The sequence below is a fragment of the Mesorhizobium sp. CA12 genome (assembly GCF_020165255.1).
GTDB lineage: Bacteria > Pseudomonadota > Alphaproteobacteria > Rhizobiales > Rhizobiaceae > Mesorhizobium.
In genome coordinates this window covers 342,134-366,004 of record NZ_JAIUHT010000001.1, presented here as the reverse complement: position 1 = coordinate 366,004, position 23,871 = coordinate 342,134, and the positions used below count along the sequence as shown (strand labels likewise).

Annotated in this window: 21 protein-coding genes; 7 read left to right on the top strand and 14 right to left on the bottom strand. The window is 65.2% G+C overall.

What is annotated here, in order from left to right; translation table 11 throughout:
- Nucleotides 1-28: 28 nt before the first annotated feature.
- Nucleotides 29-892, bottom strand: coding sequence for a DMT family transporter (locus tag LB520_RS01695; protein ID WP_224636209.1), 864 nt, complete (start codon nucleotides 890-892; stop codon nucleotides 29-31).
- A 102-nt stretch (nucleotides 893-994) separates the two neighbouring features.
- Here LB520_RS01695 and LB520_RS01690 point away from each other — a divergent pair, with 102 nt between their 5' ends.
- Entirely contained in the window at nucleotides 995-2,416 is a 1,422-nt protein-coding gene (locus LB520_RS01690; RefSeq protein WP_224636207.1) for a PLP-dependent aminotransferase family protein, read from the top strand.
- 174 nt (nucleotides 2,417-2,590) lie between these two features.
- On the opposite strand, the gene LB520_RS01685 is transcribed toward LB520_RS01690, so the two are convergent.
- The 3 genes from LB520_RS01685 to LB520_RS01675 all read right to left on the bottom strand — a co-directional run bounded on the left by LB520_RS01685 (nucleotide 2,591) and on the right by LB520_RS01675 (nucleotide 5,054).
- On the bottom strand, nucleotides 2,591-3,085 hold the full coding sequence (locus LB520_RS01685; RefSeq protein ID WP_224636206.1) for a MaoC family dehydratase: 495 nt from the start codon (nucleotides 3,083-3,085) through the stop codon (nucleotides 2,591-2,593).
- Nucleotides 3,086-3,264: 179 nt separating this feature from the next.
- Nucleotides 3,265-3,693: a phasin family protein gene (locus LB520_RS01680; RefSeq protein ID WP_140627182.1), complete on the bottom strand. Its 429-nt coding sequence runs from the start codon at nucleotides 3,691-3,693 to the stop codon at nucleotides 3,265-3,267.
- A 65-nt stretch (nucleotides 3,694-3,758) separates the two neighbouring features.
- Nucleotides 3,759-5,054 (bottom strand): DUF445 domain-containing protein, encoded by a 1,296-nt coding sequence (locus tag LB520_RS01675; protein ID WP_224636204.1) that lies wholly within the window; start codon nucleotides 5,052-5,054, stop codon nucleotides 3,759-3,761.
- A gap of 200 nt (nucleotides 5,055-5,254) precedes the next feature.
- On the opposite strand from LB520_RS01675, the gene rirA reads away from it, so the two are divergent.
- Nucleotides 5,255-5,716: an iron-responsive transcriptional regulator RirA gene (gene rirA / locus LB520_RS01670; protein WP_140543679.1), complete on the top strand. Its 462-nt coding sequence runs from the start codon at nucleotides 5,255-5,257 to the stop codon at nucleotides 5,714-5,716.
- Here the strand turns inward: rirA and LB520_RS01665 are convergent.
- From LB520_RS01665 to hemP, 5 genes are read right to left on the bottom strand one after another with little or no spacing between them, the layout of a single operon-like run.
- The gene (locus tag LB520_RS01665; RefSeq protein ID WP_224636202.1) at nucleotides 5,713-6,501 is read right to left on the bottom strand and encodes a heme ABC transporter ATP-binding protein; all 789 of its coding nucleotides are present in this window, start codon (nucleotides 6,499-6,501) and stop codon (nucleotides 5,713-5,715) included. The two genes, rirA and LB520_RS01665, sit on opposite strands and share 4 nt — an antisense overlap.
- A 7-nt stretch (nucleotides 6,502-6,508) precedes the next feature.
- A complete protein-coding gene (locus tag LB520_RS01660; RefSeq protein ID WP_224636201.1) occupies nucleotides 6,509-7,606 on the bottom strand; it encodes a FecCD family ABC transporter permease in 1,098 nt (365 codons plus the stop codon).
- Between the two features lie 6 nt (nucleotides 7,607-7,612).
- Nucleotides 7,613-8,506 carry a hemin ABC transporter substrate-binding protein gene (locus tag LB520_RS01655; protein ID WP_224636200.1) on the bottom strand — a complete coding sequence of 298 codons (894 nt, stop codon included), beginning with the start codon at nucleotides 8,504-8,506 and terminating at the stop codon, nucleotides 7,613-7,615.
- Nucleotides 8,507-8,520: 14 nt separating this feature from the next.
- Nucleotides 8,521-9,582 (bottom strand): hemin-degrading factor, encoded by a 1,062-nt coding sequence (locus tag LB520_RS01650; protein WP_224636199.1) that lies wholly within the window; start codon nucleotides 9,580-9,582, stop codon nucleotides 8,521-8,523.
- 53 nt (nucleotides 9,583-9,635) lie between these two features.
- Nucleotides 9,636-9,842 (bottom strand): hemin uptake protein HemP, encoded by a 207-nt coding sequence (gene hemP / locus LB520_RS01645; protein ID WP_040981784.1) that lies wholly within the window; start codon nucleotides 9,840-9,842, stop codon nucleotides 9,636-9,638.
- A gap of 200 nt (nucleotides 9,843-10,042) precedes the next feature.
- Here hemP and LB520_RS01640 point away from each other — a divergent pair, with 200 nt between their 5' ends.
- The 3 genes from LB520_RS01640 (at nucleotide 10,043) to LB520_RS01630 (ending at nucleotide 13,825) form a co-directional block, all read left to right on the top strand.
- On the top strand, nucleotides 10,043-12,259 hold the full coding sequence (locus tag LB520_RS01640; RefSeq protein WP_411969847.1) for a TonB-dependent hemoglobin/transferrin/lactoferrin family receptor: 2,217 nt from the start codon (nucleotides 10,043-10,045) through the stop codon (nucleotides 12,257-12,259).
- A 251-nt stretch (nucleotides 12,260-12,510) separates the two neighbouring features.
- Nucleotides 12,511-13,467, top strand: a complete 957-nt coding sequence (locus tag LB520_RS01635) for an energy transducer TonB (RefSeq protein WP_224636197.1) — start codon at nucleotides 12,511-12,513, stop codon at nucleotides 13,465-13,467.
- Between the two features lie 43 nt (nucleotides 13,468-13,510).
- A complete protein-coding gene (locus tag LB520_RS01630; protein ID WP_224601780.1) occupies nucleotides 13,511-13,825 on the top strand; it encodes an antibiotic biosynthesis monooxygenase family protein in 315 nt (104 codons plus the stop codon).
- Nucleotides 13,826-14,173: 348 nt separating this feature from the next.
- Here the strand turns inward: LB520_RS01630 and putA are convergent, their stop codons facing one another.
- The gene (gene putA, locus LB520_RS01625; protein ID WP_224636196.1) at nucleotides 14,174-17,782 is read right to left on the bottom strand and encodes a bifunctional proline dehydrogenase/L-glutamate gamma-semialdehyde dehydrogenase PutA; all 3,609 of its coding nucleotides are present in this window, start codon (nucleotides 17,780-17,782) and stop codon (nucleotides 14,174-14,176) included.
- A gap of 165 nt (nucleotides 17,783-17,947) precedes the next feature.
- Here putA and LB520_RS01620 point away from each other — a divergent pair, with 165 nt between their 5' ends.
- Nucleotides 17,948-18,400 (top strand): Lrp/AsnC family transcriptional regulator, encoded by a 453-nt coding sequence (locus tag LB520_RS01620; RefSeq protein WP_040981793.1) that lies wholly within the window; start codon nucleotides 17,948-17,950, stop codon nucleotides 18,398-18,400.
- 1 nt (nucleotide 18,401) lies between these two features.
- On the opposite strand, the gene LB520_RS01615 is transcribed toward LB520_RS01620, so the two are convergent.
- Nucleotides 18,402-19,610 carry a cytochrome-c peroxidase gene (locus tag LB520_RS01615; protein WP_224636195.1) on the bottom strand — a complete coding sequence of 403 codons (1,209 nt, stop codon included), beginning with the start codon at nucleotides 19,608-19,610 and terminating at the stop codon, nucleotides 18,402-18,404.
- A gap of 7 nt (nucleotides 19,611-19,617) precedes the next feature.
- The gene (locus LB520_RS01610) at nucleotides 19,618-20,061 is read right to left on the bottom strand and encodes a FixH family protein (protein ID WP_224609327.1); all 444 of its coding nucleotides are present in this window, start codon (nucleotides 20,059-20,061) and stop codon (nucleotides 19,618-19,620) included.
- A gap of 158 nt (nucleotides 20,062-20,219) precedes the next feature.
- Between LB520_RS01610 and LB520_RS01605 the strand changes: the two genes are divergently transcribed.
- On the top strand, nucleotides 20,220-21,137 hold the full coding sequence (locus LB520_RS01605; RefSeq protein WP_224636194.1) for a sugar kinase: 918 nt from the start codon (nucleotides 20,220-20,222) through the stop codon (nucleotides 21,135-21,137).
- A 45-nt stretch (nucleotides 21,138-21,182) separates the two neighbouring features.
- Here the strand turns inward: LB520_RS01605 and LB520_RS01600 are convergent, their stop codons facing one another.
- Both LB520_RS01600 and LB520_RS01595 read right to left on the bottom strand, forming a co-directional pair.
- A complete protein-coding gene (locus LB520_RS01600; RefSeq protein ID WP_224636192.1) occupies nucleotides 21,183-22,208 on the bottom strand; it encodes an aldose epimerase family protein in 1,026 nt (341 codons plus the stop codon).
- A gap of 184 nt (nucleotides 22,209-22,392) precedes the next feature.
- Nucleotides 22,393-23,850 (bottom strand): NAD-dependent succinate-semialdehyde dehydrogenase, encoded by a 1,458-nt coding sequence (locus tag LB520_RS01595; protein WP_224636190.1) that lies wholly within the window; start codon nucleotides 23,848-23,850, stop codon nucleotides 22,393-22,395.
- Between the last annotated feature and the right edge of the window lie 21 nt (nucleotides 23,851-23,871).

Genomic DNA, 23,871 nt, shown 5'->3' with positions numbered 1-23,871 from the left:
GAGCAAGAACCAATCGCACTCGCCTCCCCTACCGCGCGAACTTCTTCGCCCCGAACACGCAGGCCACGACGCCGAGCGTGACGACCACCATCATCGGGCTGACCTTTTCGTGCAGCAGGCTCGCCGCCAGCGCCAGGCCGAAGAAAGGCTGCAGCAGCTGCAGCTGCCCGACGGCGGCGATGCCGCCTTGCGCCAGGCCGCGATACCAGAACACGAAACCGATCAGCATGCTGAACAGCGAGACATAGCCGAGGCCGATCCACGCGCCCGAACCGATGGCGGCGAAGGATGGCGGCAGCGTCGCGAAGCTCAACGCCAGCATGACCGGCAGCGACAGCGCCAAGGCCCAGCAGATCACCTGCCAGCCGCCGAGCTTGCGCGACAGCTTGGCTCCTTCGGCGTAGCCCAGCCCGCAGGCGATGATGGCGGCGAGCATCAGGCCGTCGCCGACCGGCGACGCGGTCACGCCTTGCGCCAGGGCGAAGCCTGCGACCAAAGCGCTTCCCAGGCACGAGAACAGCCAGAAGGCCGGGCGCGGACGGTCGCCGCCGCGCAGCACGCCAAAAATCGCGGTGGCCAGCGGCAGCAGGCCGACAAAGATGATGGAATGCGCCGAGGTGACATGTTTCAGCGCCAGCGCCGTCAGCAACGGGAATCCGACCACGACCCCCAGCGCAACGACGACGAGCGAGATCAAGTCGCTGCGCTCCGGACGCTTCTCGCGAAACAGCAGCAGCATCGCAATCCCGAGCAGACCGGCGATCGCCGCCCGGGCCGACGTCAGGAAGGTCGGGTCGAAATCCATCACCGCCACCCGCGTCGCCGGCAGTGACCCGCTGAAGATCAGCACCCCGATGAAGCCGCTGAGCCAGCCGTCGAAACTCTTTTCCATGATCCGCTCCGTTTGCGCTTCCGTACCGGCGCGGGCCATGGTGTTGCCAGGTACAATGGAGTACAATTTGACAAAACTGTAATGGCCTACAGAGAAGTACAGATGGACGCATCAGGCCCAAATGCCAGTGGCGCCACCCTCGTCGAAACCGTCATGGCGGCAATCCGCCAGCGGATCGCGGCGCGCATGCTGACGCCCGGAGCCCGCCTGCCGTCGATACGGGCCATGGCCAGATCCATGCAGGTTTCAAAATCGACCGTGGTCGAAGCCTATGAGCGCCTTGCGGCGGAAGGCACGATCCGTTCGCGGCCTGGCTCCGGCTTCTACGCCGCCGGCCAGCTCGCGCCATTGTCGCTCGCCGAGATCGGCCCACGGCTGGACCGAGCCGTCGACCCGCTCTGGGTGTCGCGGCAATCGCTCGAAGCGGGCGAGGAGATGCTGAAACCCGGCTGCGGCTGGCTGCCGGCGTCCTGGATGCCGCAGGCCGCCTTGCGCCGGGCGCTGCGCACCGCTGCCCGTGCTGACGACGTGGCGCTTGCCGATTACGGCACGCCGCTCGGCCTGCCGTCGCTGCGCCAATTGCTGGCAAGGCGCATGGCCGACCATGGCGTCGAGGCCTCGCCGGACCAGATCATGCTGACCGACTGCGGCACCCAGGCGATCGACCTTCTGTGCCGCTTCCTGATCGAGCCCGGCGATGCGGTCCTGGTCGACGATCCCTGCTATTTCAACTTCCATGCGCTGCTGCGCGCGCATCAGGCCAAGGTTGTCGGCGTGCCTTACACGCCTTCGGGGCCGGACATCGAGCTTTTCGCCGAGGCGCTCGCCGAGCACCGGCCACGCCTCTACATCACCAATTCCGGCATCCACAACCCGACCGGCGCGATCCTGTCGCCGGTCACCGCGCATCGGCTTTTGAAGCTCGCCGACCAGGCGGACCTCACCATTGTCGAGGACGATATCTTCGCCGACTTCGAGCATAGCCCTGCTCCGAGGCTCGCGGCCTTCGACGGGCTGCAGCGCGTCGTCCAGATCGGCTCCTTCTCCAAGACGCTGTCGGCCTCGGTGCGCTGCGGCTTCATCGCCGCGCCCCGCGACTGGATGGAGGGGCTTACCGATCTCAAGATCGCCACGACATTCGGCGGCGCGCGGCTATCCGCCGAGCTGGTGCTGACCCTGTTGAAGGACGGCAGCTACCGCAAGCATGTCGAGCAGTTGCGCACGCGCCTGTCGCGCGCCATGGCCGAGACCGGCGGCAGGCTGAAGGCGATGGGCATCGTTCCCTGGATCGACCAGCCAGCCGGCATGTTCCTATGGTGCCGGCTGCCCGACGGCATCGACGCTGCCGATATCGCCCGCCATGCGCTCTCGGACAATGTCGTGCTGGCGCCCGGCAATGCCTTCAGCCTGTCGCACACCGCCGGCCGCTTCATGCGCTTCAACGTCGCGCAATGCTGGGATCAGCGCATCTTCGGAGCGCTTGAGAAAGCGATGTCGGCATCGCGCCGCAACAAAGCTGCATAGATGACTTTGATCAGCCTGATGAACCGACGCCGCCAGGTCTGTCGAGATTCAGGTCAGGCCGAGTCGAAAATGGTGGGTTCCGAGAACCGGAGCGGAGCGTACTTGAAGTACGTGAGCACCGGAAGCGCAGGAAGCCGCCATTTGCAGACCGGCCTCACCTGAATATCGGCGGACCTAACCTGCCCGTTTGCGGCGCTCATACATCATCACCAGCGTCTCGGCGGTCAGCGCCGGCTTCTGCTCGCCTTCGATCTCGACGGTGTTGGCGGCCTTCATCAGATACTGGCCGGGGCCGCGATCTTCCATGGAAAGCAGTGTGGTGCGCAGCCTGATGCGCGCGCCGGCCTTGACCGGCGCCAGGAAGCGCACCTTGTCGAAGCCGTAGTTGAAGGCGGCCTGCGTGTTTTCCGGCACGATGCCCATCTCCAGCGCCAGCGCGCCGATGATCGACAAGGTCAGATAGCCATGCGCGATCGTGGTACGGAACGGGCTCTGCCGTTTCGCCCTTTCCGGATCGACATGGATCCACTGGTGGTCGCCCGTGCATTCGGCGAACTGGTCGATGCGCTGCTGGTCGACCATCGTCCAGTCGGACACGCCGAGCTCCTGCCCGGACATCATGCGCAACTGCTCGAAGGTCGGCGGCGTTCTCGGCCGTGTTTCCGTCATTCCGGCTTTCCCATCACTCTTGCCTGTCTCCCGACCATGAAGCGGCGGCCTCTGTCAATTCGCCGCCCCGCGATTTTCGCCGGTAGAGTTGATGCTTTGGGGCAGGCCGAGAACGCTCGGACGCCTGCGCCGGTTGCATCGGATATCGGTCGGTGATGGGTCCGAAATCGCCAGGTAGCCTATTTCTTTTCGTAGCCGGCGCGGATTTCCGCCATCGCATCCCGGATCCGGTCGCGCAGGATCTCGACCGATTCGGTGCTGGATTTGCGCACAAGGTCGGCCACTTCGCTGGCATTCTTCAGCGTCGTCTCGAACGACCTGCGGGCAAACTCCGCCTGCTTGCTCATCAGGTCCTGCGGATTGCCGGGCGTCTGATAGTTCTGCGCCATCCGCGTGATCTCATGCATGGCATTCTGGACCATCTCATGCTGCCTCGCCAGCACCGAGGATGCGCCGGCCGCACTTGCCCTCGCCGATTTTTCCAGGGCTTCGAGGTTTTTGCGGTGATGGTCGAGGATCGCCTGGACGTCGACATTCGGCAGCTTGAGGTCGCGGCCGAACCTGCTGAACATGTCGAGGAACGAGTCCGATTCCGGTTGTCTTGCCATGCCCTGCCTCCCTGCCGGCCGCCATGCGGCGCCCTTGAAGGAGAATAGTGCTCCTTGGGCCAGCGTCAATTGACGAGGAACAGCCGCTCCGCCGTATGGAGCGCCAGCCCGGCAAGCCCGCCGACGATCATGCCGTTGAAGCGGATATATTGCAGGTCCCTGCCGATATTGGTCTCGATCAGCCGCGTCAGCTGCGCCAGGTCCCAGCGCTTGACCTGGTCGGCGATGAATGTCGACACCCCGCTCTTCTGGCTTTCCACGAACGAAGCCAGCGCCACGACAAAACCCTGGTTCATGTCGGCCCTGATCTGGGCGTCGTCGGCCAGATGCCTGCCGACCTCGACGAACATGTTGGCGAGGTGCTCGCGGATCGTCGAATTCGGCGCATTGACGTCCTGCTCGATGAACAGGCGCAGGCTCGTCCACGCATCGCCGGCCAGCGCCCGCACTTCCGGACGGCCGAGGAAATCGCGCTTCAGCTTCTCGGCGCGCCTTGCATATTGTTTCGAGGTCCTGAGCCGCTCGATGAAGCCAAGCACGAAACCGTCGAATTCGGCACGCATCGGATGGTTGGGATCGGCCCTGACCTCATCGAGCAGCGAGCCTGCCGAAGCGACGATCTTCTTCAAAAGATAGGCGTCGGCGCGAAACAGGTTGAACAGCGACGGCAGTTCCTCGCGGATCTTTTCACGCATCGTTACCAGCGCCTGCTCGTCATTGAGGAAACGTCCGACGACTCGGATGAACTCGTCGAACAGCTTTTGGTGGCGGCGATCGTCGGTCAGCGCTGACAAAAGATCGGCCGCGAGCGGCGCCAGGGGCACCTTCTCGATCTGCTCCAGCATGCGGCTGGTGACGAAGTCACGGAGACCTGATTGTTCCACCGCCGTCAATGTCTGCGGCACCAGGCGTACGACGAATCGCGACAGATCGGAGGCGCGTTCGGCGTCGGCCAGCCAGTCGGCGACCAAAGCGGCGAAATCGACCTCGGTGAGCTTCTCGCGCACCGGCTCCGGCGCCAGGAAATTGGCCTCGATGAAGCGGCCGAGATTGTCGGCGATCCGGTGCTGGTTCTCCGGAATGATGGCCGTGTGCGGGATCGGCAGCCCGAGCGGCCGCCGGAACAGCGCCACCACGGCATACCAGTCGGCGAGGCCGCCGATGGTCGCCGCCTCGGCGAAGGCCGCGACGAAGCCGAGCCACGGATGGCCGCCCTCGAAGGATTTGGCGAGCGCAAAGACGAGGACGCACAGCGCGAGCGCCGCGGCGGCGACGAACTTGGTCCGCCGCAACGCCGAGAGCTTCGCCTTGGCATCGGCGTCGAATCGAACCGGCGCGAGGGCCGAAGCTGACTGTGGCATGGAAAGGCCGTTTCCTGTTTGCACCCGCTTCTATCTAGTGGCTGCGCCGGCAAAACGCTCGTTCGAAGCGCGGGAGCACCAATCTGCGCCGGCATGCACAAAAAGTTGACACGATTATTCAGCTATGTGCCGGTCCAGTCTGGAATTGTTCCAAACTATGGGCCATATTCGGCTTCAAGCTAATATTTCGCGAGGATACCATGCGGCTCACGCGCCAGACCAATTATGCGATGCGCATCCTGATGTATTGCGCCGCTAACACTGAAAGGCTGAGCCGCATCCCCGAGATCGCCGCCGCCTATTCGGTGTCCGAGCTGTTCCTTTTCAAGATCCTGCAGCCGCTGGTCGAGGCCGGCCTGGTCGAGACCGTGCGCGGCCGCAACGGCGGGGTGCGGCTCGGCCGCGCGGCGGAACAGATCAACCTGTTCGATGTCGTGCGCGTCACCGAAGAGAGTTTCGCCATGGCCGAATGCTTCGAGAACGACGCAGCCGAATGCCCGCTGGTCGACAGCTGCGCCCTGAATTCGGCGCTGCGCGAGGCGCTCAACGCCTTCTTCGCCGTGCTTTCCCGCTACACGATCGCCGACCTCGTCGCCGCGCGCCCGAATGTGCGCAGCCTGCTCGGCATCGACCTTCTCGAGCAGCGCGCCCCGGCAGCCTAAGCCACCGACTGCGGCAGCACGAACGGCACGCTGCCGGCGGGCAGAGCACCAACCTTCAGCCTGCAGTCAAACACCTTTTCGATCATCTCGTCGTTCAGCACGTCCGCCGGCGACCCCGCGGCCGCCAGCTGGCCGCCATGCAGCACAAAAATTCGGTTGGCATACATGGCCGTCAGATTGAGGTCGTGCAGGATCGCTACCACGCCGCCGCCGCGCCGGGCAAAATCGAGCGCGATGTCCATGATGATGAGCTGGTGCTTGATGTCGAGGCTGGAGACCGGCTCGTCGAGGAACAGATAGCGCGGCCGCCCTTCGAGCACCGGCGCCCAGACCTGGCAGAGCACGCGGGCAAGCTGCACGCGCTGCTGCTCGCCGCCGGAAAGCTCCTGGTAGAAACGGCCGGCAAAGCCGTCGAGATCCACCCGCGCCAGCGCCCGCTCGGGCAAACGCGCATCCTCGCCGGGCAGCACGCCGGAGCGTCCGCCGATCAGGCCGAGGCGAACGATCTCGCGCACGGTGAACGGGAAGGACAGCGTCGTGGCCTGCGGCAGCACCGCGCGCAGCGTGGCTGCCTCGACCGGCTTCATGACCGACAGATCGCGGCCGTTGAGGGTGACGGTGCCGGTATAGGCGAGCTCGCCCGTCAGCGCCTTGAGCAAGGTCGTCTTGCCGGATCCGTTTGGCCCGACGAGGGCTGTTACTTCGCCGGGCCGCGCCGCGAAATCGACATGGGAGACGATGCGCTTGCCGCCGATCGCCACCGTGATGTCGCGCGCTTCGATCATGGCGACCTCATAGATCAACGACGCCGCGCTTGCGCAGCAGGATCCAAAGGAAGAACGGCGCGCCGGCGACCGCGGTGACGATGCCGATCGGCAGTTCGGCCGGCGCGACGATGGTGCGGGCGACCGCGTCGGCGATGAGAAGCAGCGATGCACCGAGCAGGGCCGAGGCCGGCAGCAGATAACGGTTGTCCGGCCCGATCGCCAGCCGCAGGACATGCGGCACGACGATGCCGATGAAGCCGATGCCGCCGCTGACCGCGACCGATGCGCCGACCGCCGCCGACACGCCGACGATGGCCGTGTATTTCAGCCGCTGCACCGCAATGCCGAGATGGCCCGCGGTCGCTTCGCCCAGCGCCAGCGCGTTGAGGCCGCGCGACAGGAACGGCGTCGCCGATAGCGCCAGCGCGATCACCGGCCCCACGGTGCCGATCTTCGGCCATGTCGCGCCCGCAAGCGAGCCGAGCTGCCAGAAGGTCAGGTCGCGCAGTTGTCGGTCGTCGGCCATGAAGATGAGGATGCCCGTCAGCGCCATGGCAAGAGCGCTGATGGCGATGCCGGCAAGCAGCATCGTGGCGACCGACGTCCTGCCCTGGCGCGTGGCGATGGCGTAAAGCAGCAACGTCACCGCGAGCCCGCCGCAGAATGCCGCGAGTGGCAAAGCGAGCGTGCCCAGCGCAAGCGTGACGGGCGCAAGCCAGGTCGTGCCGACCACGATGATCGCCACCGCACCGAGACTGGAGCCGGCGGAGACGCCGATAAGGCCGGGATCGGCAAGCGGGTTGCGGAACAGCCCCTGCATCACCGCGCCGCAGACGGCGAGCGCCGCGCCAATCAGCACACCGAGCAGCACGCGCGGCATGCGGATGTCATAGACGATCAGCCGGTCGCGCGCCGCAAGCGCCGCGTCGGCAGGCATGGTGCTCGTAAACCAATCGCGGATGACGCGGACTGCGGAGGCGTCGGAGGCGCCCGATGTCAGCGACAGGAATACGGAAAGGGCCAGCGCCAGGCACAAGAGCGCTATGACGAACCTTGCCCGGGCCGAGCGATCGCCATCGACCGCCATCACCCTGCCCGCCCCGGCAATGGACTGTTCGGCCATCGCCACTCAGTCCGCAACCTGGTTGCCATAAAGCGAAACGGCAAGATCATGGATGGCTTCGGCGGTGCGCGGCCCGAAGCCGAGCAGGTAACCGCCCGCCATGCTGATCATCTTGCGGTCGGCGCCCGCCGGTGTTGAAGCGACGGCAGGGTTGGCGAACAGCTCCTCTTCCGAGATCGGCGGTCCGCCGCCCTTCATCGTCAGGATGACGTCCGGCCTGGCGCTGACGATCGCCTCGTCGGTCATCGACTTGTAGCCGGAAAAACCCTCGACCGCATTGACCGCGCCGGCCAGCTTGACGATGCCGTCGGCCGCCGTGTCGCTGCCGGCGGCAAGGATCTTGCCGCCCTGCGTCGACAGCACGAACAGCACGCGCTTGCGATCCTTAATCGCAGCCGTCTGCTTTTCGGCCGCCGTCAGCTTCGCGTCCGTCTCGGCGGCGAGCTTCTCCGCCTTGGCCTCGACCCCCAGCGCTTTTCCCACGACGCGGATCTTTTCGAGAATGCCCTCATGATTGTAGTTGTCCGGCACCTCGACGAAAGGCACGCTCGACTTCTTCAGCACGTCGACCGCTTCTTTCGGGCCGCTGCCCTGCAGCGCCAGGATCCCGGTCGGATTGACAGACAGGACGCCCTCGGGCGACAGCGCGCGCATATAGCCGACATCCGGCAGCTTCGCCGCCGCCTCGGGATAGCTGCTGGTCGAGTCGCGGGCGACGAGGCGGCCTTCCTCGCCGAGCGCATAGACGATCTCGGTGATCGAGCCGCCTATGGAAGCGATCCGCGAGCTGTCCGAAAAGACTGTCATGCCTTCGTCCGCCTTGGCCGGCTGCAGGGCGACGGCAAGCAGGACGCCGAGCATCGGCGCGAGCGCTGCCCGGAAACTGAGAGCAAAGCGCATTGGGTGCTACCTCCTCACGCAGCGGTCGGATTGGGAATGCGGGGCAGGTTCTCGGCGAGAAAACGCCAGTCTTCCCGCTCGCCTTCGCCTTCATGGCGCTTGCCGAAGAACTGGATGATCATGCCGCCATTGGCGTCATAGGCCTCCAGCGAGGTGACATGGCCGTCCTTGGTGGGTTTGCGCACCGCCCAGACTTCGCGGATGTGGTCGGTCCTCAGATGCAGATGGAAAGTCTCGTCGAGCACGTTGAGCCACGGACCCATCGGCTTGACCGACTTGATCGGGCCGGAATGGATCTGGATGCAACCGCGGTTGCCGACGAAGCACATGATCGGCATCTCGCTTGCCGCAGCGTGGTGGAACATGGCGATGACCGCATCATTGTCGAGCAGCCAGGCATAGTCCTGGCCCACCATGCGCACCGCCTCGCGGCGGCTGAGCTTCAGCGTCTTCAGCATGCCGAAGAACTGATGCACGTCGGTAAGCCGGCTCCAGCGGTCGCGCAGATCGCCGATCGAGGCAGCCGCGCCCCGCCCTTCATCCTCTCCTTCCGCGGCGCTTGGGAGGATCGCGATGGTCGGTTCCTGGTTCGACGATTCGAGGCTCGCCACCAATTTCTGGTAGGCATAGAGGTTGGATGCGGGCTTCAGATGCACCTTGTGCACCGCCTCGCCCGCCGCGTCGAAGAACTGCAGGCTGCGGCGGATCTCGCCGCCGTCGCGCTTTTCGACGGCAAAGCCATGCGCCCAGACCTTCGGGAAGATGCGCAGGTCGATGTTTTCGCCAAGCACCATGGCGTTGTGGTTGCCGGTCACGACCTTGTCGTAGACGCCGATCTTCTCGTGCACGGCGCTTTCGTTTCGGGTCAGCGCCATCACCTCGCCGACCGCCTCGAGCCCGGTCAGCAGATCGCTGACACGGGGCTCGACACGGACAGTGCCGAAGCCGCAGTGCGCTGCAACCAGTTCCGCTTCCGAAATGCCCAATTGCGCCGAGAGATCGCGCTCCCGCATTTTCGGATTTTCTTCTCGCGCCCGCCGGATTTCCTCCGGCGACGGCTTAACGCGCTGGTCCATTTCGCCCATCTGTATCGTCTGATCTCTGCTCGTCTGCCGCCCGCCGGTTCCGATCACTTGTTGAGGATCAGCTTGCCCTGGCGGGTGATCTTCAGGCGGTAGAGCGCGCCGTGATGCTCGATGCCGATCTCGTGCTCGCCCTGGAACAGCGTGTTGCTGGAGAGCGTCCTCACCGCCAACGGTACCCTTTCGTAACGCATCTGCGTGTCTTCCGGGCGGCGGACGCGATAGCGGAAATCGTTGGGATTGTGCGTGTTCATCGGGTCGGTCCTTTCCTCTGACGGCCACCTTGGCCGCAGCCTCATAAAATGCCGATTCAATTCTTGACTCTAATAATCATGTTTACTAGGTCGTGCATTACCGGAGTAAATGAGTCAAGATTTAAGACGCCGGATGTGATCAAAAATGCGAGCGAGCCAACGGCCAGCCAGCTGCGAGCCTGAAATCTGGAGTTGGGGCAATGGGGTTGGCGACTTGGGGACGGACGGGCCTTGCAGGCAATAGTGCGGGGCCGGGCTTTCGATCGATTGCAAAGACAATCGCCGCATTGATGGCCGGAGCGGCGGCGATCGCGCTCAGCGCGCCCGCCGCGCAAGCGCAGCAAGCCGCGCAGCCGGCCAACCAGCAGCAGTCCGATCAGAAAAAGAACGCCGACGAGAAGGCCGCGGCCGAAGGGACGCTGCTCGACAAGATCCTCGTCATCAGCCGCACGGGCGAAACGGCGATCCAGTCGCTGGCTTCCGCCAGCCATGTCGACCAGGAGCAGCTCGACCGCCGCATGGCGACGACGCCGAACGAGATGCTGCTCGGCGTGCCGGGCGTCGCCGTCCAGGCCGACGCGCGCCGCGTCAGCTCCAGCATCAACATCCGCGGATTGCAGGATTTCGGCCGTGTCGCGGTGATCGTCGACGGCGCAAGGCAGGATTTCCAGCGCTCGGACCATGGCACGCAGTCGACCTTCTATGTCGATCCCGAGCTGATCAAATCCGTCGACGTCATCCGCGGCCCGACCGCCAACACCTATGGCTCCGGCGCCATCGGCGGCGTCGTCTTCTTCGACACCAAGGACGCGGCGGATTTGCTCAAGCCGGAAGAGACCTGGGCCGGATCACTGACCGGACGCTATGAAAGCAACGGCAAGGGCTGGACCACCAGCGCGACCGGCGCTTACCGGATCAACGAGAACTGGGACGTTCTCGGCAACATCGTCTACCGCGACTATGGCGACTACAAGAACGGCGGCGGTGACACCGTTGCCGGCACCGGGTTCGACGTGCTGAGCGGCTTGCTCAAGACCACCATCCGCTCGACCGAGAACAGTGAATTGAAATTAGGTTGGGTCGGCTCGAAGGACGGCTGGACCGAGACCAGCGGCGGCGTGCCGGCGAACGACGTCGACCTGAAGTCGAACACGTTCACCGCCCGCTACAACATCACCGACGATGCCAGGAGTTGGCTCGACCTCCACATCAACGCCTCCTACAACAGAACCAATCTCGACCTGACGACGCTTACTGCGCAGAACCGCTTCGATCCGGTGACCGGCCTGCCCGTGCTGCTGCCCGCCGGCTCGCTGTCGACCTTCGATGTCGGCACGACCGGCATCGACATCTGGAACACGTCGCGCTTCGAGACGGCGAGCGTCGCCCACGAACTGACCTATGGCGGTGACTGGGTTGGCGACGACGTCGATACCGGCGGCACGGCCGGCGGCGACTCCTTCTACACGCCGTCGGGCAAGCGCAACGTCTCCGGCGCCTACATCCAGGACAAGCTGACTTGGGAGTGGCTCGAGGTCATTGGCGGCCTGCGCTACGACCATTACAGTCTGAAGGACGACACGAATGAGACCTCGGGCGACCGAGTATCGCCGCGCATCACGGTCGGCGTCTCGCCCTTCGAAAACGCCGGACTGGCCGGCCTGCAATTCTACGGGACCTATGCGGAAGGTTACCGCTCGCCCTCGCTGACCGAGACGCTGATCAGCGGCAACCATCCGGCCGGGGTCAGCTTTCCCTTTCTGTCCAACCCGAACCTGAAGCCCGAGACCGGCAAGACCGTCGAGTTCGGCGTCAACTACCAGCAGAACGACGTCGTCGAGGGCGGCGACGCGCTACGGCTCAAGGCAGCCTACTTCCACAACAACGTCGACGATTACATCGACGGCGTGACGCTCTCGCCCTTCGATCCAACCAGCGGCTGCCCGTTCGGCCCGGGCATTCCAATCTGCTTCCAATACCAGAACTTCGCCAAGGCCAAGATCGACGGCTTCGAGGTGGAAAGCGTCTATGACGCCGGCTGGGGCTATGCCGGCCTGTCGGCCTCCATCATCGACGGCCACACCATCTCCTATGAAGGCGAGCGCGCCGACCTCGCGACCATCCCCTCCTCGCAGGTGACGGCCCAGCTCGGCCTGCGCTTCCTCCAGGACAAGCTGACCGTCGGCGGCGAGTTCCAGTACAACGGCAAGCCCAAGGGCAATCCGGTTGCCAAGGATTTTACGCTGGTCAACGCCTTCGCCAGCTACCAGGCGACGGATAATCTCAAGCTCGACTTCCGCGCCGACAATCTGTTCGACGTCAAATACACCAACCCGCTCAACGGAAGCACGACCGCCGTCCTCTATGAGCCCGGCGTCACGCTGAAACTGGCGGCAACCATGCGTTTTGGGGGCTGAGGAATGAAAAGCTTGACGGCATCGCTTCGTTTGCTGACCTCGGCGCTGGCGATGTCGCTCGGCCTGGCGCCGGCGTGGGCCCAGTCCACGCCGGCTCCGGCCTAAGGCGCTTTCGGCGTATAGCGATGGGATTGCATCCGGCCATTCCACATGGCGCCGTGGCGAGGCCTGCATCCGGCCCAGCGCCATGGGCGGCAACCGATCTTGATTTGACAACTCCTTGTCGCGTGCGGCAGGTCTCGGCGCGAGACATGCAGGACATCAATCACCGTTCCGATGCAGGCAGTGAACCGGCGATCAAGCCGGACGCGCCGCTCATGCAGACGCGGCAATCCGCGGGAGACCGCAGATGGGCAGTGGCGATCATCGCCTCCGGCCTGCTCCATGGCGCCTCCGCGGCGGCGTTTCTGATCGCACCCGCGGGGACATTCGATCCTGCGGACGCGATCAGGGCTGAGGGCGCCGACCAGTCCGGCGCCAACGTCATCGGCAGCGCCTTGGACGACCAGGCGTCTGGCGCGGTGGATGTTACCCTGGTCCCGGATCCGCAGCCGGTGAAGCGCCAGGCCGCGAAACCCGCTCCGCCGGCCGAGGCGACGCAGCCGGCAAGTGAGCAAGTGGCGCGCCAGCCTCCGCCGGAAGCCGTCAACGAGCCGGCCTCGGATATCCTGGCGGCCGCCACACCGCGCCAGGATGATCAGAGCGTCCCCACGGACAGCAAGCCGACGCCTGCGATCGAGCCGCAAAGCCCACAAGCGCCTCCTGCCGAGCCCGAGCAATCGCCGGTCCCGAGCGCGACATCGAGCGCATCAGCCGCGCCGGCGGGGCCAAGCGAAACCGTTGAACCGCGAGGCACGGCGGATGGCGATACGCGCGACGCGCCGGTCGTCGCCAGCAAGGGCAAGAAACAGGCCGCCGGCAATGCCCTGGAATCCCGCTACAGCGGTGAAATCCAGAAGAAGCTTGCCCGCGCCAACCGTCGCGTTTCCAAATCGATCCAGGCCAAGGCTCGCAACAATGCCAGGGTGGTTTTCGTCGTCGCGGCCGACGGCAGCGTCAGCGACCTGCAGCTCGCCGAAAGTTCAGGGTCCGCCGAGCTCGATCAGTTCGCTTTGACTCTGGTGCGCAAGCAGGCACCGTTCCCTCCCATTCCGCCCGAGACCGGGAGATCGAGCTGGGTGTTCAAGGCGCGGATCGGCCCCTTTTAAAACCTTCCCATCCTAAGAATTCGTCCATTTCGAAAGGAAGCCAATGTACATCGCCATGAACCGCTTCAAGGTCCAGAACGGCTCGGAAGAAGCATTCGAGAATGTCTGGAAGAACCGCGATTCAAGCCTCTCCGAAATGCAGGGTTTTAAGGAATTCCACCTGCTGCGCGGCCCGGTCAATGAGACCGAGGGCTACACGCTGTTCGCCTCGCACACGGTCTGGACAAGCCAGGAGGATTTCGTCGCCTGGACGAAATCGGAGAACTTCCGCGCCGCCCATCGCAATGCCGGCGGCTCGAAGGTGCACTATCTGGGCCACCCGCAGTTCGAAGGATTCTCGGTCGTCGAAGGCGCTTGAACATGCCTTTGCCAACGAGACTGTTTCGCGCCAGCTAGTTTCTCGACACAGGGATTCTCAAAGTTGTCGGCGGGTCAATCTCGTCATCCACGGGCGAAGCAGCCGCGAAGCGGCGTCGCGGAGACCCGAGGATCCATTCCGTGACCTTTATCGAAGGGTGCAGCGGAGCAGAATTCTGCACCGCGGCGGCGCTCGAACGTTACGGAATGGATCCTCGGGTCTACGCGCGTCGCTTCGCTCCTTGCTCCGCCCGTGGATGACGATCGCGATGAGCGTTCCGGCCAATCGCCAAGGCATGTAACTGCCTAAGCAGACATAGCCGACTGGCCAAAATCGCCGTACTGGGAACTATGCTGCGGCGAGCAAACTGGCGTTCCCGCCCGCCGCCGTGGTGTCGACGCAGACCGCGCGTTCATGCGCATAGGCCGCCGGGTTGAGCACCTCGCTGACCAGCGGGACGATCGGCCCGGAGCGCTCGGCAATCACCTTGCGCACGATGCGCGCCGCCTCCGGCGTGCCGGAGAAGGCGACGACATCGACGCGCAGCGAACGCGCCTCGACCGGATCGGGCCGGCCGTCGATCGCCGCCAGCGGCAGGCCCTTGCCGGTCAGCGCCGACAGCGCCGCCGGCGCGCCCGGCGCCACGGCCAGCACCGCATTGCCGGCCGCAAGCGCCTGGATCGTCTGGGCAAGCAGCGTCTCGGCATCCGGACCGAGGCACAGCACTCGGCCACGCGGTGCCAGCGACAGCGTGTTGGCCTCGCCGGTCGGCCCGGGCAGGTCGACCTGGCCGAAATCGAGGCTGGCAGCTGCGGCGATCGCCGCCGCGCCCTTGCCGCGCAGATGCTTCCTCAGGATCGCCACGCGGTCCGGCCGCGTCGACCAGCCGCCCAGCGCCGGATCCGGCAGATTGTCGGCAAGCTCGGTCGCGGTCACCTTGTGGCCTTCCCCAAGCTCGGTACCGGCCTCAGGCCCCTTGCGGAAGCGGCGCAGATAATGCGGTCCGCCGGCCTTCGGGCCGGTGCCTGAAAGCCCCTCGCCGCCGAAGGGCTGCGAACCGACGACGGCGCCGATCTGGTTGCGGTTGACATAGATGTTGCCGGCATGGATGCCATCGACAAAATGCTGAACACGCCCCTCGATGCGGGTGTGCAGGCCGAAGGTCAGCCCATAGCCCTTGCGGTTGATGGCGGCGATCACCGCGTCGATCTCGTCGGCGTCGAAGGTCGCGACATGCAGCACCGGGCCGAACACCTCGCGCTCCATCTCCTCGATACCTTTGACCCGGAAGACATGCGGCGCGACGAAACGGCCGCTTGTCGGCGCTTCCAATTTCGCGATCAGCCTGCCTTCCAGCCCCTTCTTCTTGCAATAGTCGCTGATCGAAGCTTGCGCCTCGTCGTCGATGACAGGGCCGACGTCGGTCGAGATGGCCCAAGGATTGCCGACATTGAGCGCTTCCATCGCGCCCTTCAGCATCTCCAGCATCTTCTTTTCGACGTCCTTCTGCACGTAGAGAACGCGTAGCGCCGAGCAGCGCTGGCCGGCGCTCTGGAAGGCCGAGGCGAGGATGTCGCGCACCGCCTGTTCCGGCAGCGCGGTGGAATCGACGATCATTGCATTCAAGCCGCCCGTTTCGGCAATCAGCATGGCGTCCGGCGCAGCGGTCTCGGCCAGTTGCCTCTCGATCAGCTTGGCGACCTCGGTCGAGCCGGTGAAGCAGACGCCGGCAATGCGCGGATCGGCCGTCAGTGGCGCACCGACCGAGGCGCCATCGCCCGGCAAAAGCTGAATGACGTCTTCCGGCACGCCGGCCTCGCGAAGCATTTCCACGGCGCGGAAGGCGATCAGCGGCGTCTGCTCGGCCGGCTTCGCGATCACCGAATTGCCGGTGACCAAAGCTGCCGCGATCTGGCCGGTGAAGATCGCCAGCGGGAAATTCCACGGCGAGATGCAGACGATCGCGCCGCGCGCTTGCGTGCCAGCTTCGGCGTTGGCCGCCTCGGCCGCGTAATAGCGCAGAAAGTCGACCGCTTCGCGCACTTCGGCGACGCCGTCTGCCAGCGACTTGCCGGCCTCGCGGGTGGCGAGCGCGAAGAACTCGACCGCATTGGCCTCGTAGAGGTCGGCGGCGCGATTGAGGATCGCGGCGCGCTCGGCAACCGGACGCTTCGCCCAGGCGGGTTGCGCGTCGACGGCGATGCGCACGGCGGTCGCCACCTGCTTGGCTGCCGCCTCATGCACCGTGCCAACGATCTCGTCGGGCTTGGCAGGATTGACGATCTGGCGCGGCTGGCCGTAGCCGGCGGCGCGCGTGACCGGCTTGGCGTGCCAGCGATCCGTTCCGGCGAACGCCGCCCGCGCCTTCTCGATAGCCGCGAGCGTCACCGGATCGGTGATGTCGAAGCCCTTGGAATTGCGGCGCCCGGGGCCGAAGATCGCGGCCGGGCGCGCGATCGCCGGATTGGCGGCCGGCCCCTGCGTCTCGACCACCGCGAGCGGATCGCGCGCGATCTCCTCGGGCTCGACCTCCTCGTCGGTCAACTGGTGAACGAAGGAGGAGTTGGCGCCGTTTTCCAGCAGACGGCGCACCAGATAGGCGAGAAGGTCCGAATGCGCGCCGACCGGCGCATAGATGCGACAGCGCGTGCCCTCGGCCTGCCGCACCGTCTCGTGCAGCGCCTCGCCCATGCCGTGCAGGCGCTGGAACTCGAAGCTGTCGCGGTCCTTTGCCATCGATAGGATGGCGGCAACCGTGTGCGCGTTATGTGTGGCGAATTGCGGATAGATGCGGTCGGTCATCGACAGCAGCTTCTTCGCGCAGGCGAGATACGAAACATCGGTGTTGGCCTTACGGGTGAAGACCGGATAGCCGGACAAGCCAAGCGTCTGCGCCCGCTTGATCTCGGTGTCCCAATAGGCGCCCTTCACCAGCCGCACCATGATTTTGCGATCGTATTTCCTGGCAAGCGCATAGAGCCAGTCGATGGCGAAAGCCGCCCGCGGGCCATAGGCCTGGACAACGACGCCGAAACCGTCCCAGCCGGCAAGTTCCGGCTCTGCCAGCACGCGTTCGATGACGTCGAGCGACAGGTCAAGCCGGTCGGCCTCCTCGGCATCGATGTTGAGGCCCATGCGCGAATGCCGGGCGGCAAGCGCCAACGACAGAAGCCGCTCGGCCATCACTGGCAGCATCGTCTCGCGCTGCGCCACCTCGTAGCGTGGATGCAGCGCCGAGAGCTTGACCGAAATGCCGTGATTGTAGCGGATGTCGGGACCGTTCGACCCGGCGTCGAGCGAGGAGATCGCGTCGGCATAGGCGCGGTGGTAGCGCAGCGCGTCGGCTTCGGTGCGGGCCGCCTCGCCCAACATGTCGAAGGAATAGAGATAACCCTTCTGCGTCATCGGCCGGCCGCGCTTGACGGCCTCGGCGATGGTGCGGCCAAGCACGAACTGCTCGCCCATCTCGCGCATTGCCGCGGCGACCGCCTTGCGGATCACCGGCTCGCCAAGCCTGCGCACCATGGCGCGCAGCGTGCCTTCGATGCCGCCCTCGCCTTCGTCGAGCACTCGGCCGGTCAGCATCAGCGCCCAGGTCGAGGCGTTGACGAAGATGGAGCTCGAGCCGCCCGAATGCGCCGACCAGTCAAGCGGCGCGATCTTGTCGGCGATGAGATCGTCCATCGTCTCGGCATCGGGCACGCGCAGCAGCGCTTCGGCCAGGCACATCAGCGCCACGCCTTCCTTGGTCGACAGGCCGTAGGCCGAGAGGAAGACCTCCATCAGCCTTGGATCGGTGGAACCGCGCACCGCACGCACCAGATCGGCCGCGCGCGCCGAGATCGCCTTGCGCTCTTCGGCTGACAAGCCCGCCGCCGCCGATAGGCGCTTCACCGCCTCGTCTTCGTCGGGCAAATAATTGGCGCGGATCTGCTGGCGGATGGCGTCGAGCGGCATGTCGGGGTCCATGAAAGCGAGCGTGAGCGAACGGTCTGGCGGTCGCCGGACCGAATGGCGCAAGCTAGCACAGCTGCAGATTCCAGTCGGTCCAAAGAATTCGACATGGCAGACTGATCGATCTAACATATAGCGACTAGCCCCATCATTTCGACTGCAATTTTGATGACCGAAGACCAATTGGACCGCATTGACCGCAACATCCTGTCCGCGCTCGGGCGCGACGGTCGGCTTTCGATGTCTGAACTGGCTTTGAAGGTGGGCTTGTCGAAGACGCCGGTGCAGGCGCGCGTGAAACGGCTGGAGAAGGACGGCTATATCAGAGGCTACCGCGCCGTCATCGACCGCGAGCGCATGGGCGAAGGCCACGTCGCCTTCGTCCAGGTGAAGCTGTCGGACACCCGCTCGGCGGCGCTCGACGCCTTCAACCGCGCGGTGCAGGGCGTGCCCGAGATCGAGCAATGCCATATGATGGCGTCGAGCTTCGATTATCTGCTGAAGGTCCGCACCACCGACATCGCCGCCTACCGCCGGGTGCTCGGCGAGCGCATCTCCGCCCTGCCCCACGTCGCCCAGACGTCGACCTTCGTGGCGATGGAGACGGTGAAGGATCGCTAACCTACTCGGACAAGGTCTTGAGGAAAGCCACCAGCGCGGCCCGCTCGCGCTCGGACAGGTCGAGCGGGTGCACTTCGGAGACCCCTTCCACGCTGGGCGGCGCCTTCGAATAATGCGCCACCGCCTCCTCGAGTGTCGCGAACTGGCCGGCATGCATGTAGGGCGGCCGGCTTGCGGCCCCCCTGAGCGACGGTGTCTTGTAGGCACGCATGATTTGCGGACCGTCCTTGACCATGAAACGCAGCTCGCGGCAGGCGCTCTCGTCGCCGTCGCGGAACTTGCCGAAGCAGTTGAAAGGATCGACCCCGACCTGCGCCACCGCATCGACGCGCCCGCGGTCAGGCGGCAGGCCGTCGACCGGCGGCACGCCGGTGTTGTGGAAGGAGTTGTCGGTGAAGCGCGGGCCGTTGTGGCAGGTCACGCAATTGGCCTTGCCGATGAACAGCTTCAGCCCAAGGACTTCCTCCGGCGAGAATGCCGCGTCCCCTTCCGGCTTGGCGCCGGTCGCCAGATCGATGGCGAAGCGGTCGAAGCGCGTCTGCTCAGGCTCGATCGAGCGCTCGAAGGCGGCGATCGCCTTGCCGATATTGGCGAAGACGCGGTTGACGTCGTCTTGCCGGCCGGCAGGCATGGCGTTCCACGCCGCCTTCTCGGCATCGCTGCTGAGCGGGCTGGCGTTGGCCGGCACCGCCGAAAGATCGGGCAGCGGTCCGAAGATGCGCTCATAGCGCTCGCCGAACCGCTTCTTGATGTAATGCGCGAAGGCGGCCCGGTTGCCGGCCTGCTCGAGCGGGTTTTCAAGCGGCGTCAGCGCCTGCGCCCACAGGCTGTCGCGCCTGCCGTCCCAGAAGAACCATGGATCGCGCGCCACGCCCGCCAGCGGCATCGTGCGGCGGTTGGTGTCGCCGACGCCGACCGCCTGCGGCAGGTCGTCCTGGAACTGACGGTCGATCTTGTGGCAGGTCGAGCAGGACACCGTGCCGTCGCGGCTCATGCCGGCATCGAAGAACAGCGTCGAGCCGAGCGCGGCAGCCGCCGGCACATCCGCATACTGGTTCGTGGTGTCGGGTTTCAATGACGGCAGCGTGTTCAGCGCCAGCGACGCGATGGTCTTCTTCTCGGCGTCGCTGAACTGCGGCTCGCCGCAGCCGCCCAGCAAGGCGAGAGCGGCTAAGGCCGAGAGGCTCGCAACGCTGATCAGCCGCCTCATTGCCCGCTCACAACACGATGTTGAAGACGACGGAATCGGAGCCCGCCGCCGCCGAGATACCGAAGTGCAGCTGCCACCAGCCGCTCATCGTGAACTTCACGCCATCGATGCGGTAGCGCCCCTGGCCCAAATAGTCGGTCGCCTGCGGACTGGTCGGCAGGCCGTGATCGTGCCGCGGCATCCCGCCGGAAACGGTGATGGCCGCTCCTTCCACCGGCGCGCCGGCGGCGGTCTTCAGCGTCAGCAGCCAGGACTGCAGCTCGCCCTGCCGGACGACGCCGCGCTCCGGCTCGAAGCTCGCGACGAACAGGCCGTTCGCCGTCTTCTTCGAGCGCGACAGGTCCGGTCCGGGCGCCGATTGCGGCAGCGTCAGATAGACTGCGGCCACGATGCCGACCAGCAGCACGGCCAGACCGAGACCCGCAAGAATGTAACGCCATATCGATGCCAAGCCCGTTCCTCTTCGGCTGCTAACGTCGCGGGCCGCTTGTCGCGTCCCGCCCTGCCTGTGGGAAATCGCTTCTGGCGCAAAATTCGCCGGTAGCCAAGCATGGCGCTGCCGGCCGCAAAAAGCTACAGCAACAATATCTTAGGAAGGGATAAGCCCGCATGGCCAATGGTATCGCATCGATCGGCGAATGCATGCTGGAACTGTCGGGCCAGGCCGGCCCGAACTGGCGCATGGGTTTTGCCGGCGATACCTTCAACACGCTCTGGGCATTGCACGCCTTGAGCCCGGATCGCCCCGCGACCTATGTGACGGCCTTCGGCGACGATCCCTTCTCGCACGACCAGATCGCTTTCTTTGCCGAGAACGGCATCGGCATAGGCAACAGCCCGGTCATTGCCGGCGCGCGCCCCGGCCTTTACGCCATAACGCTTACAGGAGCCGAGCGCGCCTTCACCTACTGGCGAAGCGACGCGGCCGCGCGCCAGCTCGCCTCGGATCCGGCAGCACTGGCAAAAAGCCTTGAAAACCAGGCGCTTGTCTATTTTTCCGGAATCACCCTGGCGATTCTGGACGCAGCGGCGCGCCAAACCCTCCTCTCGGCCGTGGCGACTGCCCGCAAGGCCGGCTCGCTCGTCGCCTTCGACCCGAACTACCGGCCGCGTCTGTGGCCTAGCCGCGAGGCGGCGCAGGCCGCGATCCTGGAAGCGCTTGCGGCGGCCGACATTGCGCTGCCGACTTTTCCGGACGAGCAGATGCTGTTCGGCGATGAGACCCCGGAGGTCACAGCCAAGCGCCTGGGCAAGCTGACCGGCGAGGTCGTGGTCAAGAATGGCGAGCAGCCGGCCCTGATTGCGCTGAACGGCGCTTCACAAGCTGTCGACGCGGTGCATGTGGCTGCCCCCGTCGATACCACGGGGGCTGGCGATTCCTTCAACGGCGGCTATCTCGCCGCCCGGCTTGCCGGCCACGCGCCTGCCGACGCGACACGCCGGGCGCACAAAGTCGCCGCCGCGGTGGTGCAGGTTCGCGGTGCGCTGGCGCCGTTTGAGACCTTGCGGATCGCCTTCGACAGTTAAGCGCTATCGAAGCTTGGATGGACTTCACTTCAATATTGGAAAACTTTAGGACAAGCGGAACCGATATTCCGTCACCTGATGATAGATCTGCCCGGGCCACAGCGTCGCCTGCGGGAAATAAGGCCGGTTCGGCGCATCCGGCCAGGTCTGCGCTTCGAGGCAGAGGCCTGAAAACGCCTTGTAGCGGCGGCCGTCGAGCCCCGGCGATGTCGGCGCGACGAACTGACCACTATAGAGCTGCAGTCCCGGTTCGGTGGTCCACACTTCCATCTCGACGCCGGAATTGGCGCCTTGCACCCAGGCAGCCTGGTGCAGCGGCCCGCGGCTGGAGGCCAGGCAGTAATTCAGGTCATAGCGAAGCTGCTCGCCTTCCATTTCCATGCGCAGCGGCCGAGCCTGCCGGAAATCGTAGGGCGTGCCGTCGACCGGCTTTACCACGCCGGTCGGGATCATCTCGTCATCGACCGGCGTGTAGGCGCCGGCGTTGAGCATCAGCCGGTGGTCGAGGATGTCGCCGGCGCCGCCGTCGTCGAGATTGAAATAGGAATGCTGCGCGAGGTTGCAGAGCGTCGGCTCCTCGCAGGTCGCGGTCAGCTCCATGCTGAGCGTGCCTGGGATCTTCAGCCGATACGTGCAGGTGACGTCGAGCGCGCCGGGAAAGCCCATAGCGCCGTCCGGATCGTGCAGCGTCAGCGTTACGAAATCGCGGCCATGCAGCGAGACGGCCCATGGCCGGCGGAAAAAGCCTTCCGAGCCGCCATGCAGCGTGTGCTTGCCGAGAAAATTCTGCTCGGTCTGGAAGCGGTTGCCGGCGATGGTGAAGCGGCCGCCGCCGATGCGGTTGGCGAAGCGGCCGACGACGGCGCCAAAGAAGGCGCGGTCGGTCTCGTAGGGCTCGAATCGGTCGTAGCCCAGCACCAGCGGCGCGTCATGGCCGCTCAGCCTGAGGTCCTGAATGATGGCGCCGAGCCCGATGATGTTGGCCGTGATGCCGCCGCCGCGAATAGTGAAGCGGCGCACGGCCTCGCCCGCCTGCGTCGTGCCGAAGACCTCGCCGTCTTTCATTGCCATGCCCGAAATGTCATTTCCGATCCGTGGATTTAGGCCGGCTGCGTATCATCCGGCAAGCGCAGGGTAAGGCAATTCCAGGAAAAGTGCGCAGCGGCTTTGCGCCAAGACAAGGCGATAGAGCAGTCCACCGTTGTCTGAAACGGTGGACTGCTGGGCGCGCCTGCCCCTGTTCCGGGGATCGATATCAGAGCCCTAGGCCGCCGAAGCAGGCATATTTGGTGTCGAGATAGTCCTCGATGCCCTGATGCCCGCCTTCGCGGCCGAGACCGGATTCCTTGACCCCGCCGAACGGCGCCTCGGGCGTGGTGATCAGGCCTTCATTGACGCCGACCATGCCGTATTTCAGGCCTTCCATGACGCGGAAGGCGCGGCCGAGATCGCCGGTGTAGAAATAGGCGGCAAGGCCGAACTCGGTGTCGTTGGCCAGCGCGATCGCCTCTTCTTCGGTCTCGAACTTGAACACCGGCGCGATCGGCCCAAAAATCTCTTCCTTCATGAAGCGCATGTTCGGCGTGGCGCCAGAAATCACCGTCGGCTGGAAGAACGAACCGCCGAGCGCATGGCGCTTGCCGCCGGCGACGACCTTGCCGCCCTTCGACGTCGCATCGGCGATGAATTCTTCGACCTTCTCGACCGCCTTCTCGTCGATCAGTGGCCCCTGCTGCACGCCTTCCTCGAGGCCCGAGCCGACCTTGAGGTTGTTGCTGGCGGCAGCCAGCTTCTCGACGAATTTGTCGTAGATGCCGGCCTGCACCAGGAAGCGGTTGGTGCACACGCAGGTCTGGCCGGAATTGCGGTACTTGGCCGTGATGGCGCCGGCAACGGCGCGATCGACATCGGCGTCGTCGAAGACCAGGAACGGCGCGTTGCCGCCCAGCTCCATCGACACTTTCTTGACCGTCGCGGCCGATTTCCGGATCAGGATCTTGCCGACCTCGGTTGAGCCGGTGAAGGTGATCTTCTTGACCAGCGGGTTGGCGCAGATCTCGTCGCCGATCTCGCCGGCCGAACCGGTGACAACGTTGACGACGCCTTTCGGGAAACCGACCTCCTCGACAAGCGCGCCCCAGGCGATGCCCGAATAGGGCGTCTGCGAGGCGGGCTTGACCACCGCGGTGCAGCCGGCGGCCAAAGCCGGGCCGATCTTGCGGGCAAGCATCGAGGACGGGAAATTCCACGGCGTGATGGCTGCAATGACGCCCACCGGCTCCTTGGTCACCAGGATACGGCGGTCGCCCCATGGCGACGGAACGATGTCGCCATAGACGCGGCGGCCTTCCTCGGCGAACCAGAGGATATAGCTGGCGGCAGAGCCGATCTCGCCCTTGGATTCGGTGAGCGACTTGCCCTGCTCGATGGTCAGCAATTCGGCGAGCACGTCCTGATTGTCCATCATCGCGTCATGCAGCTTGCGCAGCAGCTTCGAGCGCTCGAGCGCGGTGGTCTTGCGCCAGCTCTTGAAGGCTTCCTCGGCGGCCTCGATGGCGCGGCGGGTCTCGGCCTTGCCGGCCTTAGGCACGGTGCCGATCTTGAGGCCGGTCGCCGGATTGTTGACGTCGATGGTCTGACCGCTGTCGGCCTGCACCCATTCACCATTGATGAGGTTGGCCTGGCGCATGAAATGGCTGGTTTTCTGAAGCATGGTCTGGCCTCCGTTCGGCGC

Coding starts and splice junctions, on each gene's coding strand:
- LB520_RS01695 (WP_224636209.1), bottom strand. CDS start 892: ATGGAAAAGAGTTTCGACGGCTGGCTCAGCGGCTTCATCGGGGTGCTG.
- LB520_RS01690 (WP_224636207.1), top strand. CDS start 995: ATGGACGCATCAGGCCCAAATGCCAGTGGCGCCACCCTCGTCGAAACC.
- LB520_RS01685 (WP_224636206.1), bottom strand. CDS start 3,085: ATGACGGAAACACGGCCGAGAACGCCGCCGACCTTCGAGCAGTTGCGC.
- LB520_RS01680 (WP_140627182.1), bottom strand. CDS start 3,693: ATGGCAAGACAACCGGAATCGGACTCGTTCCTCGACATGTTCAGCAGG.
- LB520_RS01675 (WP_224636204.1), bottom strand. CDS start 5,054: ATGCCACAGTCAGCTTCGGCCCTCGCGCCGGTTCGATTCGACGCCGAT.
- rirA (WP_140543679.1), top strand. CDS start 5,255: ATGCGGCTCACGCGCCAGACCAATTATGCGATGCGCATCCTGATGTAT.
- LB520_RS01665 (WP_224636202.1), bottom strand. CDS start 6,501: ATGATCGAAGCGCGCGACATCACGGTGGCGATCGGCGGCAAGCGCATC.
- LB520_RS01660 (WP_224636201.1), bottom strand. CDS start 7,606: ATGGCCGAACAGTCCATTGCCGGGGCGGGCAGGGTGATGGCGGTCGAT.
- LB520_RS01655 (WP_224636200.1), bottom strand. CDS start 8,506: ATGCGCTTTGCTCTCAGTTTCCGGGCAGCGCTCGCGCCGATGCTCGGC.
- LB520_RS01650 (WP_224636199.1), bottom strand. CDS start 9,582: ATGGACCAGCGCGTTAAGCCGTCGCCGGAGGAAATCCGGCGGGCGCGA.
- hemP (WP_040981784.1), bottom strand. CDS start 9,842: ATGAACACGCACAATCCCAACGATTTCCGCTATCGCGTCCGCCGCCCG.
- LB520_RS01640 (WP_411969847.1), top strand. CDS start 10,043: ATGGGGTTGGCGACTTGGGGACGGACGGGCCTTGCAGGCAATAGTGCG.
- LB520_RS01635 (WP_224636197.1), top strand. CDS start 12,511: ATGCAGGACATCAATCACCGTTCCGATGCAGGCAGTGAACCGGCGATC.
- LB520_RS01630 (WP_224601780.1), top strand. CDS start 13,511: ATGTACATCGCCATGAACCGCTTCAAGGTCCAGAACGGCTCGGAAGAA.
- putA (WP_224636196.1), bottom strand. CDS start 17,782: ATGCCGCTCGACGCCATCCGCCAGCAGATCCGCGCCAATTATTTGCCC.
- LB520_RS01620 (WP_040981793.1), top strand. CDS start 17,948: ATGACCGAAGACCAATTGGACCGCATTGACCGCAACATCCTGTCCGCG.
- LB520_RS01615 (WP_224636195.1), bottom strand. CDS start 19,610: ATGAGGCGGCTGATCAGCGTTGCGAGCCTCTCGGCCTTAGCCGCTCTC.
- LB520_RS01605 (WP_224636194.1), top strand. CDS start 20,220: ATGGCCAATGGTATCGCATCGATCGGCGAATGCATGCTGGAACTGTCG.
- LB520_RS01600 (WP_224636192.1), bottom strand. CDS start 22,208: ATGGCAATGAAAGACGGCGAGGTCTTCGGCACGACGCAGGCGGGCGAG.
- LB520_RS01595 (WP_224636190.1), bottom strand. CDS start 23,850: ATGCTTCAGAAAACCAGCCATTTCATGCGCCAGGCCAACCTCATCAAT.